Origin of the sequence: Pseudomonas sp. NFX1, from assembly GCF_051123555.1 — a bacterium.
GTDB lineage: Bacteria > Pseudomonadota > Gammaproteobacteria > Pseudomonadales > Pseudomonadaceae > Aquipseudomonas > Aquipseudomonas capeferrum.
On sequence record NZ_CP169366.1, the window covers coordinates 3026765 to 3043001 of the forward strand.

12 protein-coding genes are annotated in these 16237 nt (G+C 62.9%); all 12 read right to left on the reverse strand.

The features are described from left to right. Positions 1 to 101 precede the first annotated feature (101 nt). Positions 102 to 722, reverse strand: a complete 621-nt coding sequence (locus DJ563_RS13560; RefSeq protein ID WP_186653871.1) for a phosphoribosylanthranilate isomerase — start codon at positions 720 to 722, stop codon at positions 102 to 104. 60 nt (positions 723 to 782) lie between these two features. Further along, complete coding sequence (gene truA / locus DJ563_RS13565) at positions 783 to 1640, reverse strand: tRNA pseudouridine(38-40) synthase TruA (RefSeq protein ID WP_033700536.1); 858 nt, start codon at positions 1638 to 1640, stop codon at positions 783 to 785. A gap of 126 nt (positions 1641 to 1766) precedes the next feature. Further along, the gene (locus tag DJ563_RS13570; RefSeq protein ID WP_434517871.1) at positions 1767 to 4562 is read right to left on the reverse strand and encodes a FimV/HubP family polar landmark protein; all 2796 of its coding nucleotides are present in this window, start codon (positions 4560 to 4562) and stop codon (positions 1767 to 1769) included. 70 nt (positions 4563 to 4632) lie between these two features. Beyond that, positions 4633 to 5637, reverse strand: a complete 1005-nt coding sequence (locus DJ563_RS13575) for an aspartate-semialdehyde dehydrogenase (RefSeq protein ID WP_434517872.1) — start codon at positions 5635 to 5637, stop codon at positions 4633 to 4635. An 83-nt stretch (positions 5638 to 5720) separates the two neighbouring features. Further along, positions 5721 to 7193, reverse strand: a complete 1473-nt coding sequence (locus DJ563_RS13580; protein ID WP_434517873.1) for a surface lipoprotein assembly modifier — start codon at positions 7191 to 7193, stop codon at positions 5721 to 5723. Between the two features lie 102 nt (positions 7194 to 7295). Then, complete coding sequence (locus tag DJ563_RS13585) at positions 7296 to 8054, reverse strand: Slam-dependent surface lipoprotein (RefSeq protein WP_434517874.1); 759 nt, start codon at positions 8052 to 8054, stop codon at positions 7296 to 7298. A gap of 90 nt (positions 8055 to 8144) precedes the next feature. Next, the gene (locus tag DJ563_RS13590; protein ID WP_434517875.1) at positions 8145 to 11282 is read right to left on the reverse strand and encodes a TonB-dependent receptor domain-containing protein; all 3138 of its coding nucleotides are present in this window, start codon (positions 11280 to 11282) and stop codon (positions 8145 to 8147) included. Between the two features lie 109 nt (positions 11283 to 11391). Next, a complete protein-coding gene (locus tag DJ563_RS13595; protein ID WP_434517876.1) occupies positions 11392 to 12390 on the reverse strand; it encodes a FecR family protein in 999 nt (332 codons plus the stop codon). A 65-nt stretch (positions 12391 to 12455) separates the two neighbouring features. Beyond that, positions 12456 to 12947, reverse strand: a complete 492-nt coding sequence (locus tag DJ563_RS13600) for an RNA polymerase sigma factor (RefSeq protein WP_434517877.1) — start codon at positions 12945 to 12947, stop codon at positions 12456 to 12458. A gap of 165 nt (positions 12948 to 13112) precedes the next feature. Further along, positions 13113 to 14225 carry an aspartate-semialdehyde dehydrogenase gene (asd, locus tag DJ563_RS13605; protein WP_033700540.1) on the reverse strand — a complete coding sequence of 371 codons (1113 nt, stop codon included), beginning with the start codon at positions 14223 to 14225 and terminating at the stop codon, positions 13113 to 13115. Positions 14226 to 14288: 63 nt separating this feature from the next. Further along, the gene (leuB, locus tag DJ563_RS13610; RefSeq protein WP_434517878.1) at positions 14289 to 15371 is read right to left on the reverse strand and encodes a 3-isopropylmalate dehydrogenase; all 1083 of its coding nucleotides are present in this window, start codon (positions 15369 to 15371) and stop codon (positions 14289 to 14291) included. Between the two features lie 54 nt (positions 15372 to 15425). Next, positions 15426 to 16190 carry a class I SAM-dependent methyltransferase gene (locus DJ563_RS13615; protein ID WP_274098948.1) on the reverse strand — a complete coding sequence of 255 codons (765 nt, stop codon included), beginning with the start codon at positions 16188 to 16190 and terminating at the stop codon, positions 15426 to 15428. Positions 16191 to 16237 lie beyond the last annotated feature (47 nt).

The following is a 16237-nucleotide window of genomic DNA, read 5'->3' on the forward strand; positions in this document are numbered from 1 at the left end:
CTCCACCGTTAATGTGTTGTTCGACCGTCGCACCGACGGCCGCCCCGCAGGGGCTGCGATAGCTATGGACGATGGTGCGCCGCCAACCGTCACATCCACTGTCACGCCTGTTTCACCGCACGCATGAAGGCTTCGATCTTCGCCGCATCCTTGATGCCCTTGGCCTGTTCCACCCCGCCGCTGACATCCACCGCATAAGGCCGCACCTGGGCAATGGCCTGGCCGACGTTCTGTGCAGACAGCCCACCGGCAAGGATGATCGGCTTGCTCAGGCGGGCCGGCACCAGTGACCAGTCGAAGGCCTCGCCAGTCCCCCCAGGTATGCCGGGCACGTAGGTGTCCAGCAGCACGCCCCGGGCGCCAGCGTAAAGCCGACAGGCCGCCTCCAGGTCATCGCCTGGGCGCACCCGCAGGGCCTTGATCCAGGGGCGGTTGTAACCTTCACAGTCTTGCGGGGTTTCGTCGCCGTGGAACTGTAGCAGGTCCAGCGGAACCACTTCGAGGATCTCGTTCAGCTCGCAGCGCGAGGCGTTGACGAACAGCCCGACCGTGGTCACGAATGGCGGCAGCTCGGCAATGATCGCACGCGCCTGGCGCACGTCCACGGCGCGCGGGCTCTTGGCGTAGAACACGAAGCCGATGGCATCAGCCCCCGCCTCGGCGGCAGCCAGCGCGTCTTCGATGCGGGTAATACCGCAGATCTTGCTGCGAACGTTGCTCATGGACTGCGAACCCTGTTATTGCGGTGAAAGGCCGGATGTTAGCAAATGACTTTTCGTCCGTCAGTCAGCCAATGCCTCATAGCCGGTCAAAAAGTGTGGGCCGATGTAACGCTTGGGCAATTGGAAGGCTTCGGGGTATTCCACCTGCACCAGGTACAGGCCGTACGGATGCGCCGTCACCCCCCCTTCACGGCGATTGCGCCCCTCCAGCACCTCACGTGCCCAGGTGGCCGGCCGCTCGCCCGCGCCAATGGTCATCAAGACACCGGCGATGTTACGCACCATATGGTGCAGGAACGCTGTGGCACGCACGTCCAGCACGATCATCTGGCCATGGCGGGTAACGCGCAGGTGATGGATGTGCTTGATCGGCGACTTGGCCTGGCACTGGCTGGCGCGGAAGGCGCTGAAGTCGTGGGTGCCCAGCAGGAACGCGGCGGCTTCGGCCATGCGTTCGACATCCAGCGGGCGGTGGTTCCAGGTCACCTCCTCGGCCAGGTGTGCCGGGCGGATCGGGTCGTTGTAGATGACGTAGCGGTAACGCCGCGCCGTGGCCTTGAACCGGGCGTGGAAGTCTGACGGCATCGGGCGCGACCAGACCACGCTGATGTCGTGGGGCAGGTTGAAATTGGTACCCAGGGTCCAGGCGCGCTCGTCGCGGATGGCGCGGGTATCGAAATGCACGATCTGCCCGCAGCCGTGCACCCCGGCGTCGGTGCGCCCGGCACAGATCACCGAGATAGGCTCGTTCGCCACTTTCGACAAGGCCTGCTCGAGGGCTTGCTGGACGCTGGGCACGCCACTGGCCTGGCGCTGCCAGCCGCGATAGCGCGAGCCCTTGTATTCCACGCCCAGGGCGATACGGGAGTAGCCTTCGGCCGCGGATTCGGCGGCGGTGTCGATGATGTCCAAGAGCATGAAACCTGTGGTGAATACGCAATGGCGGGATTATAACGACAACGGCAGCCCTGTTGGGCTGCCGTTGGAGGTAACGCCTGTCATGTCCGTCGCCGACACGCCGGCGACAAAGCTTCAGCAGCAGAATCAGACCAACCGGGACAACAGCTCCTCGGCTTCCTGACGCTGGGTCCCGTCGCCATCCTTGACCACTTCATCAAGGATGTCACGCGCACCCTGGTGGTCGCCCATGTCGATGTAGGCACGCGCCAGGTCGAGCTTGGTGGCTACTTCGTCACTGCCAGAGAAGAAGTCGAAGTCCAGGTCATCCAGCGGCTCGGGCTCCGGCTGCGCCACTGCATCCTCAGTGGTGAAGTGCGGTTCCAGCGAAGGCGACTCGAGGTTCTGCGACAGCTTGTCCAGCTCTGCGTTGACGTCGTCCAGCTCCGAAGCGAAGCTTTTGGCGGCCGGTGAATCGTCGTCCAGCGACAGCGACAGGTCGAAATCGGACGGCAGGTCGAGCTCGGTGATCGGCTCGAACTCCGGCACGCTGTCGAAGGCGGCCAGTTCGGCGGCGACATCTACCGGGGTTTCATCGGCGACAGCCGGGGCAACCGGCTCGCTGACATCAAGGTCGAAGTCGTCCAGGTCCGCAACCGGCTGCGGCTCGGCCTGCGCCAGCATCGCTTCGAAATCAGCATCGGCTTCGGCTTCGGCTTGCAGCTCGGCGTCCACGATGGCCGGCTGTTGCTCTACCTGCACCTCGTCCAGTACGGGCTCAGCCGGCACCGATTCATCCAGCGCAGCCTCATCCAGCACAGTTTCGTCCAGCGCAGCCTCATCCAGTACCGGCTCGTCCAACAGCGGTGCCGCCAGTGGGTCTTCCTCTGGCAGGTCTTCGTCAAGGCTCAGGTCGAAGGCGCTGTCCAGGTCCGATTCCTCAAGCGAAGGCACTTCGGTGAAGGCCTCCGTTTCAGGCTCGACGATGTCATCCAGCGCCGCCTCAGCGACCGAATCGGGCTGCTCCAGTACCGCTGGCTCGTCTTCCGGCTCAGGCTCAAGCGCTTGCTCTGCCATGTCCTCGGAAACAACGTCTTCAACCACCGGTGCCCCAGGCGGGTCCTGCAGCAGGCCCTGCACGTACTGCTCATCCATTTCAGCAGCCAGCGCTGCCGCGCCCAGACCGGCGGCGGCCACACCCAGCATGGCGGGGAAGCGGCCTTTGAGTTCCTGAACCTGAGCCACATTCTGTTCGGTAGCCGGCAGCACACGCTCCTGCTCGACGAACGCACTGTGATCACCCTGGCGGGCATACACTTCCATCAGCTTCAGGCGCAGCTCATCACGGCCGGGCTCTGCGGCGAGGGCGGTTTCGAGCAGCTCGGCGGCATGATTCAGACGACCGCTTTCAACGCTCTGCTCGACCTCGGCCAGCAGCGCGGCAGTGGCGTCGGGCTCAAGCACAGGCTCGGTGACCGGGGCCGCAGGTTTTTCCGCGGCGGCAGCAGCTGCGGCAGAGGCCGCGACCACGGCTGGCGACAGCGTGACGCTCGGTGCCGAAACATCCAGGCCTTCAAAGCTGTCGGAGGCCATGTCCAGGCCCGCACCCTGCTCTTCCTCAGCCAAGGCCCGCGCCATGCGCAGGTGTTTCTCTGCCTCTTCCTGAGCCTTGCGCTTGCGCATCAAGAGCACCAGCAGAAGCAGCAGCACGAGGAACGCAGACCCTGCAATCAGCCACAGCAGCAAGGGGTTGCCGAGCACATTGTCGAAGGTGCCGCTTGGCTGGGCAGCCGGCGCAGCATTGGCGGCAGGCACGTTTTTCGGCGCGGTGTCGACAGCGGCTGGCGCAGGCTTGACCACTGGCTGGGCATTTGCCGCCGGTTTCGCGGGTGCTGGCTCGCCTGGCAGCGCGGCGGCGACCGGGGCCGTACCGGCTGCGCCCTGAGCTTCAAGACGGGCCAGTTGGTTGTTCTTCAACTCGATCAGACGCTGCAGCTTGTCCAGCTGGCTCTGCAGGTCTGCCATGCGGCTCTTGAGCTCGTCGTTGTCACGGCGGCTGGTGTCGAGGCTTTCCTGGGCCACGGCCAGCTTGTCATTGAGCGCCTTGGCCTGCCCTGCGCCAGCCTGGTTGCCGGGGCTGACCAGGCGCAGGTTGTCACCTTGGGCAATGCGCTCCGGCGCCGCGTCGGCAGCACCTCGGCGGGTGGCGTCGAGCTGGCGGGCACGCGGCCCTAGGCGCCGGCCTTCACGCCAGGCCGCATACTGCTCGGCCACGTCGCGAACCGCTTCGCCCTGAGGGATATTCTGCACCTGTTGCTGATCGGGCAGGCGCAGTACCTGTCCAACTTTCAACTGGTTGATGTTGTTGCCAATGAAGGCGTCCGGGTTCAGCGCCTGGATCGCGATCATGGTCTGCTGTATCGAACCGCCCTGGCTGTTGCGCGCGGCAATCTGCCACAAGGTGTCGCGGCGCTGGGTGGTGTAGTTGCTCGCACCCGTCACCGCCGGCGCCACATTGGCCGCCGCCGGTTGCTTGCCCTGCGCCTTGGCCTGGTCAAGCAGGACGCTATAGTCGCGTAGCAATCGCCCCTGCGGCCACATCACCTGGACCAGGAACTTGACCACCGAGCCCGGCAGCGGCTGGCTGGAAGTGACGCGCAGCACGCTCCTGCCGTTGGGGTTGATCACCGGTGTGAACGTCAGGTCTTCGAGGTAAGTCGGAAAGGCCACCCCCGCCTTGCTGAACTCTTCCGGCGGCGCCAGGCTCGGCGCCACCTCGGCGGCAGTGAGGTCGCGCACGTCGAGCAATTCGATCTCGGCGTCCAGCGGCTGATTCTGTGCCGACTTGAGGGTCAGCTCCCCCAGGCCCAGGGCATTGGCCATACCCGACGACAGCGCCGAGGCAGCCGCCATGGCCAGAACCAGTTTGCGAATTCGAAGCATGACCTCTTCCCTTGTATGAATCGTCCCGAAACCTGCATGCAGAGCAGGACAAAAGTGCTCGCAGTATCTTTTACAGCCTGTCTTTAATCAACAATTGTGCCACCTGCACAGCATTGAGCGCCGCGCCCTTGCGCAGGTTGTCGGTGGTCAGCCAGAGGTTGAGCTGCTGATCTTCATCGACACCATGGCGTACACGACCAACATAGACCACGTCTTGGCCCACTGCGTCACCAACCGGGGTCGGATAATCGTCGCGCTCCACCAGCTCGACGCTGTCGGCAGACTCCAGGGCCTGGTTGACCGCAGCCAGGTCGACCTGGCGACGGCTCTGCACGGCCACACTGAAGCTATCGCCGAAAAACACCGGGACTTGAACGCAGCTCACCGAAATCTTCAGTTCAGGCTGCCCGAGCAGCACGCGCAATTCGCTGACCAGGCGCCGCTCCAGTGCAGTGTGACCCTGTTCGTCGGCGGCGCCGACCTGGGCCAGCAGGTTGAACGCCATCTGGCGGTCGAAGAAGCGCGGCTCCAGGGGGCGGGCGTTGAGCAGCTCGGCGGTCTGCCGGGCCAGTTCGCTGACCGCTTCACGGCCCTGCGCGGACACCGCCAGCGCGGCCATCACCTGAACCCGTTCGATGTCCAGCAAGCCCTTGAGCGGCGCCAGCGCAACGGCCAGGGCAACGGCTGCGCTGCTGGGGCTGGCAATGCGCGCAGGCAGCGTCAGGCCGGCAAGGCGTTCGGCATTGGCTTCAGGCACCACGGCAATGGCATCGTCCAGGCCAGCGGACAGGTCGATGACCGTGCAGCCTGCCTGCAGGGCCTTGCTGGCGAAGCTGCGGCTGACCGCCGCGCCTGCGGCGAAGAAGGCCAGCTTGACCTGGGCGAAATCGAAGCTGTCCACTTCGCGGACTTTGAGCTTCTTGCCGGCGAACATCACGCTGCTGCCTGCGGACTCCATGCTGGCCAGGAGGTGCAAGGTGGCGACCGGGAACGCCAGTTCTTCGAGAATCTGTACCAGGGTTTCACCGACACTGCCGGTGGCGCCGACGACGGCGATATCGAGAGAAGGGTTCATGCTACGGGCTGCCTCAGGCGAAACGGGAGCGGCACTTTACTCGCATTGCCCCGACGAGGCCAACGCAGCCGACGCGAAGGCCTTCAGAACTGTTTCTCAAGCTTGAGGCTGACACTGTTGCGTTCGAAGCTGTACAGCCAGTCGACGTTGCTGCTGACCTTGTTGTACTTGACCGTCAGGCTTGGCACCAGGTCATGAAAGGCCAGGCGCGGCGCCCGCACGATAAAGGTGTAACCCTGCTCTTCGTCATGGCGCCTGGCATCGGTCAACGCGCTGTAAGCGTCGTACTGGCGGGTACGCCAGGACGCGAACAAGACGGCGCTGGCACCCACCTCGAAGTCTTTCGCCACGCCCAGACGCAGGCCTTTCTGCAGGTAGGCCTCGGTGTCGTCGCGGCTGTCGCGGTCGGTCAGGTCGAAGCCGCCGAACAGGGTCCACTGCTGCGGTAGCGCCTGCCAAAGCGTGGCATACAACGAAGAGGCGCCGCCGTCATAAGTGTTAGCGAGCTCGCGTCGGTAGGCCATGTCCTTGTATTCGCCCTCTAGCTTGAGCATGCGCGTCGGCGAGAGGTTGTGCATCCATTCCCCGCGCAGGCCCCAGGCCGAGTACATGCGGTTACTGCCTATGCGGTTGTATTCGAACGATGGCCCCAGGCTGTACTGGTTGCGCACGTCCTGGTAGCTATAGCCGGCATTGCTGATCAACGTGTCTTCATTGTACCTGCCCTGCCGGTCGTAGGCCTGGCCATAGGCCAGCGCCCTGGCGAACATGCCATGGTGCCCGGACAGCGCAACCCGCTTGTTCAGCGTGGCTTCGTAGTCGATGCCGCTTGCCGACACCGCCTTGGGCAGTTTGCGTTCGATCAGGTACACCCCTTCGCTGGTTTCCAGGCGATAGGTAGTGGTGCTTCCCGAAGACTGGTTGAGGTTGTCGCTCCAGGTCGGGCCGATGGCAATCGAACCTTGCCAGCTCTCGCGGTGGTCCAGCGCCTCGACAAAGCTGTCAACGGTGTTGCCCAGCCCCTGATTGCGCGCATCAGCCGGGCCAAGGCTCTGGCTGATCTGGCGGAAGGCCGTGGCCGACTCGCGGTCCTTGCGGTTCTCGAACAGCACCCGGGCCAGTTCCAGCTGGCCTGGGAGGAAGTCACCCTGAATCGTCAGCAGCTTGCGGTACTGGGCCTCGGCCAGTTCCAGATTGCCATCGGCGCGCGCCAGCGCACCCTCGGCATAGGCCACCAGCATCAGGTCATGGCCTGGCAGCGCCACATAGCGTGCACGAAATGCCGCCACATCGGCCCACTGCTGGCGCTGTACCGAAATGTAAAGCGCACGACCAAGGTCATCGATGTTGTCACCGACCCGATAAGCCTGGCCATCGATAACCAAGGTGGTGCCGGCGGCTTCGTCCTTGAGCAACTCACGCTCCTGGCGGCTGGCGCGGTATTCGATGCTCTGATTCAGGCGCAGGCTGGTGTCTTGGTCGGCCAGGGCGCTGATGGGGAGTGAACAAGGGAGGGAAAACAATAAGAGATAGTGCAGGCGTGAAGGCTGGGGCATTGCTCGGTTCTCGGGATGCCTCGGAATGAAGGGGAAAACGCCGTGGCGGGTACCCGACGTCTCGGGCACCCGCCACATGCCGCCCAGGGGCGGCTCAGCGGCTTACTGCTTCACGCCACCGAAGGCCGTGTCGTAGTTGCGGTTGGTGAACTTGGCGATACCGGCCAGGGAGGCGGTGGCACCGGCGCCGAAGAAGCTGCCTTGGGTGGTACCCGCTGACAGCGTTGCGTTGGTGGACGGGTTGATAGCCGTCGCAATACCGGTGAACGCTGCAGTCGTCTTGTTGATGCCGGCGTTCAGCGAGACCTTCAAGGCGCCGTTGGCCAGGTTGCCCGACAAGGTCGGGGTGGCCGCGCCGAAGGTTGCAGTCAGGTTACCCGACAGCAGGTTGGCACCGGAGTAGTTGCTGATGCCCTGAACCGCATAGTTGACATTGGTGGTCGGCAGCACGCGGCCGGCGGTGTCGCCGGAGTAGTAGACGACGCGGGTCGGATCATTGTTGGTGCCGTTCTGCGACCATTCGCCGAAGTACACTTGCTGGGTCGAAACCTGTTTGAAGTCGAAGTTGCCCAGGCTGGCGTGGGACGCCGGCATCATGGCTGGGGTGATGGTGGTCACCCCACTGGTATCGGCCGGCACCATGGCTTTGAGTCCGCTGAAGGCTACCCGGGTACCGTTATAGAAGGCATTGACGCCCACCGCAGGCGAACCTGCTTCGCCGGCATGGTTGGTGGAAGTGCCTTGCGAGCCACCCACCTGCACGGTGCCGGTGTAGCTTTGCCCGGAAGCAACGTCGGCTTGAGCGACGCCGGTCAGGCCCAGAAGTGCAACTGCAAGTACGGAAACATTGAACGATTTCATTTCATAATCCATTGAGAAGTTAAAAGTATTCAACACACCAGCACGTCCGCCTTTCGGCAATATTTACCCGTCCATCATCACCTCACACAGTCAGAATGTTGCGGTCAAACCGATTTTCAGTGTTCGCCCGGGTGCCGGCATTGCCGACCGCGTCAGCGGATCCAGGTAATACAGATTGCTCAAGTTGGTACCCACCAACTCGACGTTCACGTCATCCGTCAACCTGTAATTGACATAGGCGTCGTAGGTCACGATGTCATCCCACGACAACGGCGTATTCAAGTAATACGAGACCATGGGGTTATTGCCATAGTTGTTGTAGAACTTGCTGTCGTGCCCTTTGTAGTAGATGACCCGCCCACCGACTTCCAGGCGACGCTCCAGGAAGCGCGCACCCAGCCCAAGGTTCGCCGACCACTCAGGCATCGCCATGCCCACCAGGTAACCCCCAACGAAGCCATCGTCGACACAATCGGGAATGCTGCCGGCAGGGTCCAGCCGTATGGCGGTATTCTCATCACAAACCTTGTTTTTCAAGACATGCGCCACACTCAGGTCAGTAAAGAACCTGCCACTGTCATAACGCCCCTGAAATTCCAGGCCGGCCGTCGTTTGTTTTTCGATATTGGAAAACAACAGTTGCGGGTTGCGTTCGATGACGTCGGTCGTGGTGTTGTGATAGTAGGTAAACTTTACATCCGCCTGCTCGCTGCCCAGCCAACCGCTCAGGTTATGCACATAGGCCACTTCATAGTTATGCGCATGTTCCGGTTTTAATGGCCAGGGCGACAGCGAGGCGGAGAAGCCCACCGTACTTTCAAACATGCTCGGGTAACGAATGGCTTCACTGTAACGCAGGTAGAACCGGCCATTTTCCGAGGTGTAGAAGGTGGCAGACACGTTAGGCACCCAGCCATGATCCCTGCGATGCTTTGCCGAACCGTCTACCGCCTGGTTGGCTAGGTTACCCTCCAGGTCCAGTGCGTCCGCGCCTGCGGAGTAACCCGAGGCAGTGCACGACACCATCTCTTCACCTGCGACAGCGCCGGTGATGCACGGGCTGTCGCTGCGTCGATAGCGCCCGCTGCCGTCGTGGGCCCAGTGCTGGCTATGTTCCGTGTCGAGTTCACGAGGAGTTTCGCTTTCAATCAAGTCGATCGTGGGTTGCCGCTCTTCCATGGGCGTGTCGAACATGTCCCAGATCTCATTGAAGAACGTGAGCTTCTCATCCACTACCGCGCGCCATTCCTGATCCGTGAGCTTCTTGCGCGTGGTGTAGAGCACGCCTTGCCCTGATTGCATATTCAGGCTGGTCAAACCGGTGTCACGCTGTTGCTGGTCCAGAAAGTCGTCGAATGACCAGTAGGAGGAGTAACGCCCACCCGCAGTGAAACGCGCGAAACTGACGGGCTGCCAATCGAAATTGAAGTTGTACTCCTGCTCTTCGCGACGCCCCGCCCGCGGAAACATCCGCGTCACCGAAAGCGCGGTGGGGTCGTAGATGCTGTCGCCCGAGCTCAACTTTTCGTGCTGATAGCTGCCACCGAGGGTCAGATCGAGGCTGTTTAGCAGCTTGAGTTTGTTGCTTACCGTCAGGCCCACCCGGTCATGCTTGGCATTGGCCACTGCCGTGTTGCGGAATGCGGGGTTCTGCGCAGTCGTTTCGTTGGGCACCCCACCGGCACTGTAGGTATCGCTGAGCGTGCGGGTCATCCACAGGTTGGAGTACAGGTCCAGCCAACGGTTATCTTCGGGGTTGAGCGTGTACTCAAGGTTGTAGGCCTTGCTGTCAACGTGACTCAGGGGCCACTGCGGTACGCCATAGGTGGCTGCGTCGTACTGGCTGCCGGGGGTGAAGAAAGAGATGCGCGTTGGCAGGATTTCGCCGTACAGCGAAGACGTATCCCGGTAGCCAAACTCCAGGTGCTGGCCTTCGTCGATCTTCCAGGTGGCCTTGGCCAGCGACGACTCCATCTTGCTGGAGGTGTTGGGGACCTCATCGCCGGGTTTGTAGATACGCGCAAGGTTCGGCACGTAGTCCCACTTGCCGTCGACCACCTCGCCGCTTGCGTAGTAGTCGCTCTTGTTCTTGCCCGCGTAATGGTTGCCCTTCTCGCGGTAGGCATAGGCCGCCATCAGGTCGAAATGCTCCTGGCGCGTACCCAGGGCCAGGCGGTAGGCCTGGTCGTCGCTGGAAAGCAGGTCGTTGCTGCTACTGGTGCGCGGGTGCTTGTACAGCGACGGGTCGTAGTAGGAGTTGATCGGGAAGTACTGGTAATCCGCGCCGGGCATCTGCCCGGTCAGCAACGTGGGCAGCTTCGGCGACACCGAGTTGTTGCTGCCTTCGATCTTGAACTCGCCGCCGAACGTTTCGCCCTGCTTGAGGATGTCGTCGACACTCAGGGTATTGGCCACCACCGCGCCGCCGACGCCGCTGTAGACGTTGCGCTCAAGGTTCGGGCCTTTGATCACCTTGATCGAGCCGATCAGGTTGGGGTCGATGTAGTTGCGGTTGTTGGCGCCCATGTAGCCGCGGTACACGGTCAGCGCCTGTTCCGTGCCATCGATGGTCAACGGTACCCGGCCAGGGCCCTGGATGCCGCGTACGTTGGGGTCGAGCGCGCCGCTGTTGCGCGCATCGCCGCTGTAGACGTTGAGCATGCCCTTGAACACATCGGCGGGCGCGGCGCCCTTGTAGCGCTCGATCTGCTCCTTGCCGGCGTACACGGTGGAGATGTCCTGATCGTAGACGTCGCTGTAGCCCTTCTCGTCCCGCGAGCGGCCGTCGCGCTGGCTGTACACGTAGGTCGGATGCAGGTCGTCGGTGCTGGCCTCGCTGGCCGATTGCAGGTGAATGACCGGGCGATCGGGCTGGCCGCTCAGGCTGAAGCTCACCGGCAGGCCGCTGAGCAGTTGCTGCAACGCTGCCTCCAGCGACAGGCGACCACGCACCGGGTTGGCATAGAGGCCGCTGAACGTGTTGCCGGTCAGGTAGAGCTCGGCGCCCGCCTGGTTCGCCAGACGCAGCATGGCATCTTCCAGCGCCCCACCCTGCACGTCGAACTCATGGTACTGGCCAACCTGGCTGCTGGCCGCGGCGGACGGAGTGGTGGCGGCTGCGGCATGCAGCACCGGCGTGGCGCTGCACCAGGCCAACAGTGCCAGCTGAATGCCCAGGCTCAGCTTGCCACGTTGAGGGGTAAAATGCCCCGAAGCTCCTTTTGACATGCGTTCCGAACACCCCAGCTAAAAACAAATAAGAGTTATTTGCATCTAGTAACGGGCGAGGGGGTGAAACGCAGTAGAGCGATATGATCTAAAAAGCGGTCTACCTATATCAAAAAATCAATAACACACCCGGTAGTTCCAACACTCGGGCATGTGCCTGCTCGGCCAACTGCCGCAGGGCATCCTCAACATGGTCGACCCGCACCACGGCATTGACAGGTAAGCGCCGCAATGCTTCGCCGCGCACTAAGATCAGGCCGGCGCGGTAACGCCCCAGATGCTCGGCCGCCTGGGCCAGTGTCTGTTGGCGCAGCACCACCCTGCCCGCCTCCCAGCTGGCAAGCTCCTGGGGTGATTGCTCCAAGGGTTTGAGGCCTGTGTGCGGGCCGAAGTAGAGGCTGTCACCCTGCTGCAACACCGCAGACGCCGAGGCCTCGTCCAGGCCATGTGGCAGCAAGTTGATTTCGACGCTGTGCTGCAGCACACCCACCCATCCCGAGCGATCGTCCTGGTCCACCCCCACCAGGTAGCGCGTGCCGCGCGCGGTGATGGTTGCCCCTGGCGTGTGCACGGTAAATGGCCGAGGCTCTGTGTCGCGCACCGGTGACGGGGTGAATATCGCCTCGCCGCGCTTCAGGCGCACACTGCGCCGCTGGCCGTCGTAGGCGACGCTGAGGATACTGCGGCTGCCCAGCTCGACTTGGCTGCCATCGCCCAGGGTGACATGGCGCACCTCGCCATAACCCGTATGGTAATCGGCACCCAGGCCTTGCACCCAGAACGGCGGTGCCAGCCACAGCCAGCAGGCCAGCGCCAGCCCTGTAAAGCTGGCGCCGCTGGCCCAGGGGCGATGCCACGCGGCCTGCAGCCAGGCCAGCGGCCCAGCGGCCCTTGCCGGACGCGGTGGCCGCACATAGCCCTGGCGCAACACGGCACTGGCCTGCCAGGCGCGGTCGATGCGCTGGGCAGCGGTAGCGTGCCGGGGGTCGGCGGCCAGCCAACGCCGATAGGCCGCTTGCTCGGCGGGGCCGAGGCGGCCTTGACGGTAGCGCATGACCCAGTCGGCGGCCTTGCGCTCGATCGGGTCAACGGAATCTGGAGGGTTCACGGTACGGTGCTGCTGCCTGTTAGTGTTCTTCTGCGAGTGCGGCCAGGTCAGCGCTCGGGCCTGGACTACTGATCAGGTTCAATCCCCCTGCCGATTTTGACGAGCGCGCTGGCCAGGTGTTTTTGTACAGAGCTGGTGGAAATCCGTAAATAGCGTGCGGCCTCTTTGTGCGTCATGCCCTCTACCCGGCACAGCAGAAACACATTGCGCGTGCGCTCGGGCAGCAGCTCCAGCGTCGCGTGCAGGCGTTCGAGCTCGAGGGTGCCAAGCGCCTGTGCCTCGGGTGAGCTGCCTTCATCGACCAGGCAATCGAAGACGATCGATGGCTCAGCCTCGTAACGTTTCGCACCGTAGCGGCGATGATGGTCGATCATCAGGTTATGGGCAACGCGGAACAGGTACGCCGGCGTGGTCAGCAGCCGTTCCACACCCTCCATCTGGGCTAAGCGCAGGAAGGTTTCCTGGACGATGTCCGACGCCAGACTTGGCGTGCAGTTCTTGCGCAGCAGATAGCGGTGCAAGGCAGAGGCATGTTCGTTGAAGAGTTGTTCCAGCACGTCAGCACTTTCCTATGCTCAGGCAAACTGGGGAGCCCGAGTATAATGAGAACGCTTCTCGTTAAGCCAGGCATTTTGCCACTGCTACGTGCTGCCGTTACAAAAATGGCAGGAATAAAAAACCCGCGCTGTCGCCAGCGCGGGTTTTCGGTCAAACCAGAACGATCAACGCTCCAGCAGAATCCGCAGCATGCGGCGCAGCGGTTCGGCGGCGCCCCACAGCAGCTGGTCACCCACGGTGAACGCACCCAGGTACTGCGAACCCATGTTCAGCTTGCGCAGGCGACCCACCGGAATGTTCAAGGTACCGGTGACCTTGGTCGGGGTCAGCTCTTGCATGCTGATCTCGCGCTGGTTCGGCACCAGTTTCACCCATGGGTTGTGCTGGCTGATCATGCCTTCGATGTCGGCCAGCGGCACGTCCTTGTTCAGCTTGATGGTCAGCGCCTGGCTGTGGCAACGCATGGCGCCGATGCGCACGCAGATACCGTCGACCGGGATCGGGCTCTTGAAACGACCGAGGATCTTGTTGGTTTCGGCCTGGGCCTTCCACTCTTCACGGCTCTGCCCGTTCGGCAGCTCCTTGTCGATCCACGGAATCAGGCTGCCGGCCAGCGGCACACCGAAGTTCTCGGTGGGGAACGCTTCGCCACGCATGGTCTCGGCAACCTTGCGGTCGATGTCCAGAATGGCGCTGGCCGGGTTCGCCAGATCATCGGCCACGGCCGCATGGGTGGCGCCCATCTGCTTGATCAGCTCACGCATGTTCTGCGCGCCGGCACCGGAAGCCGCCTGGTAGGTCATGGCGCTCATCCACTCGACCAGGCCGGCCTCGAACAGGCCGCCCAAGCCCATCAGCATCAGGCTGACCGTGCAGTTGCCGCCAATGTAGTTCTTGGTGCCGGCATCGAGCTGCTGGTCGATGACCTTGCGGTTGACCGGGTCGAGGATGATGACCGCGTCATCCTGCATGCGCAGGGACGAGGCGGCATCGATCCAGTAACCCTGCCAGCCGGCTTCACGCAGCTTGGGGAAGACCTCGTTGGTGTAGTCGCCGCCCTGGCAGGTCAGGATCACGTCGAGGGTCTTGAGTTCTTCAATCGAATACGCGTCCTTGAGCGGAGCTGTATCCTTGCCCACGTTCGGGCCTTGGCCACCGACATTGGAGGTGGTGAAGAACACCGGCTCGATAAGGTCGAAATCCTGCTCCTCCAGCATCCGCTGCATGAGCACGGAACCGACCATACCGCGCCAACCGATCAGACCTACACGTTTCATCGCAACTACACCTTTGCTAAAAGTGGGCCGCCACCGACCAAAAACGGTGGCGGGCCAGAGAGATTACAGATTCCGCAGCGCTGCGACTACTGCGTCGCCCATTTCCTGCGTGCCTACTTTGTCGCAGCCGGCCGACCAGATGTCACCGGTGCGCAAACCTTGGTCCAGCACCAGGCTGACGGCCTGCTCGATGGCCTCGGCTGCAGCCTGCTGGTTGAAGCTGTAACGCAGCATCATCGACACCGACAGGATGGTCGCCAGCGGGTTGGCGATGCTCTGGCCGGCGATGTCCGGCGCCGAGCCGTGGCACGGCTCGTACATGCCCTTGTTGTCGGCATCCAGCGACGCCGAAGGCAGCATGCCGATGGAACCGGTCAGCATGGAAGCTTCATCCGACAGGATGTCACCGAACATGTTGTCGGTCACTACCACGTCGAACTGCTTGGGCGCGCGGACCAACTGCATGGCAGCGTTGTCGACGTACATGTGGCTCAGTTCGACATCCGGGTAGTCCTTGGCCACGTCTTCGACCACTTCGCGCCACAGCTGGCTCGAAGCCAGGACGTTGGCCTTGTCCACCGAACACAGCTTTTTGCCGCGCACACGGGCCATGTCGAAACCGACGCGGGCGATGCGGCGCACTTCGCTTTCGCTGTAGGGCAGTGTGTCGTAGGCCTGGCGCTCGCCACCTTCGAGTTCGCGCTGGCCACGTGGCGCACCGAAATAGATGCCACCGGTCAGCTCACGGACGATGAGGATATCCAGGCCCGAGACGATTTCTGGCTTGAGCGAGGAAGCATCGGCCAGTTGCGGGTAGAGGATGGCCGGGCGCAGGTTGGCGAACAGGCCCAGTTGCGAGCGGATTTTCAGCAAGCCACGCTCAGGGCGGATGTCACGCTCGATCTTGTCCCATTTCGGGCCGCCCACAGCGCCCAGCAGCACGGCATCGGCCTGGCGCGCACGCTCCAGGGTCTCGTCAGCCAGCGGCACGCCATGCTTGTCGATGGCCGCGCCACCGATCACGTCGTGCGCCAGGCTCAGGCCCAGCTGGAACTTGTCGTTGGCCAGCTCCAGCACCTTGACCGCCTCGGCCATGATTTCCGGGCCGATGCCATCACCTGGGAGAATCAGAATCTGCTTGCTCATGCTTTCCTCTATCCATTCAAGCGCTGCGGCCAGCTCGGCCGCAGCGAAATAAACTCAGCGCTCGGCCCACAACACGATGACATCGGTGCTGAACGAGCCGTCGGCTTCAACCTGGTAATACTGCCGCACTTCTTCACCCATGGCTTGCTGCAATTGGCGTATGGCCACACGCAGCGGCTCGGGCGTGCGCATGCGCTCTACCCACGAGTTCCACTCCAGGCGCAGGCGCTGACGCGTGTGGCTACGGGCGTGCAAGCCGGCTTCGCTGACCTGGCGCTGCCACTCGGCGGCCGAATAATCGCGCACGTGGCTGGTGTCGCGCAGCACTTCGACCGTTTGCAAGTAGGTGTCGAGCAACGGGCTGCCGGGTGACAGCACATCGATGAACGCCGCCACCCCACCCGGCTTCAGCACACGACGCACTTCGCGCAGGGCCAGGCCCAGGTCGCTCCAGTGGTGTGCCGAGTAGCGGCTGAAGACGAAGTCGAACGAGGCGTCGGCGAACGGCAGGCGCTCGGCGGCGCCGCATTCGGTGGTGATATTGCCCAGGCCACGCTCGGCAGCGGCACTGGCGACCACGTCGAGCATCGACTGTGACAGATCGTAGGCGACCACTTCCGCCACCAGAGGCGCGACGTGGAAGCTGACATGACCGGCACCACAGCCCAGGTCCAGTACACGCGCCTCGGCATGGCCTGCCAGCTCGGCTTGCAGCAGGGCGAATTCAGTGCCCTGGGCATGTACCGCGCTGCTGAGGTAGGCGCTGGCCTGTTCGCCGAACTGGCGTTGGACCACATCGGTGTGGGTGGTGCTGGTCATGGGGCAATCCTTTTGGTGTTGTGTTGCCTATGCAGGCTTCGCCGGCG

Bases quoted from the DNA above. Each gene is read 5' to 3' on its own strand.
- DJ563_RS13560 (WP_186653871.1), bottom strand. From the start codon at position 722: ATGAGCAACGTTCGCAGCAAGATCTGCGGTATTACCCGCATCGAAGAC.
- truA (WP_033700536.1), bottom strand. From the start codon at position 1,640: ATGCTCTTGGACATCATCGACACCGCCGCCGAATCCGCGGCCGAAGGC.
- DJ563_RS13570 (WP_434517871.1), bottom strand. From the start codon at position 4,562: ATGCTTCGAATTCGCAAACTGGTTCTGGCCATGGCGGCTGCCTCGGCG.
- DJ563_RS13575 (WP_434517872.1), bottom strand. From the start codon at position 5,637: ATGAACCCTTCTCTCGATATCGCCGTCGTCGGCGCCACCGGCAGTGTC.
- DJ563_RS13580 (WP_434517873.1), bottom strand. From the start codon at position 7,193: ATGCCCCAGCCTTCACGCCTGCACTATCTCTTATTGTTTTCCCTCCCT.
- DJ563_RS13585 (WP_434517874.1), bottom strand. From the start codon at position 8,054: ATGAAATCGTTCAATGTTTCCGTACTTGCAGTTGCACTTCTGGGCCTG.
- DJ563_RS13590 (WP_434517875.1), bottom strand. From the start codon at position 11,282: ATGTCAAAAGGAGCTTCGGGGCATTTTACCCCTCAACGTGGCAAGCTG.
- asd (WP_033700540.1), bottom strand. From the start codon at position 14,225: ATGAAACGTGTAGGTCTGATCGGTTGGCGCGGTATGGTCGGTTCCGTG.
- leuB (WP_434517878.1), bottom strand. From the start codon at position 15,371: ATGAGCAAGCAGATTCTGATTCTCCCAGGTGATGGCATCGGCCCGGAA.
- DJ563_RS13615 (WP_274098948.1), bottom strand. From the start codon at position 16,190: ATGACCAGCACCACCCACACCGATGTGGTCCAACGCCAGTTCGGCGAA.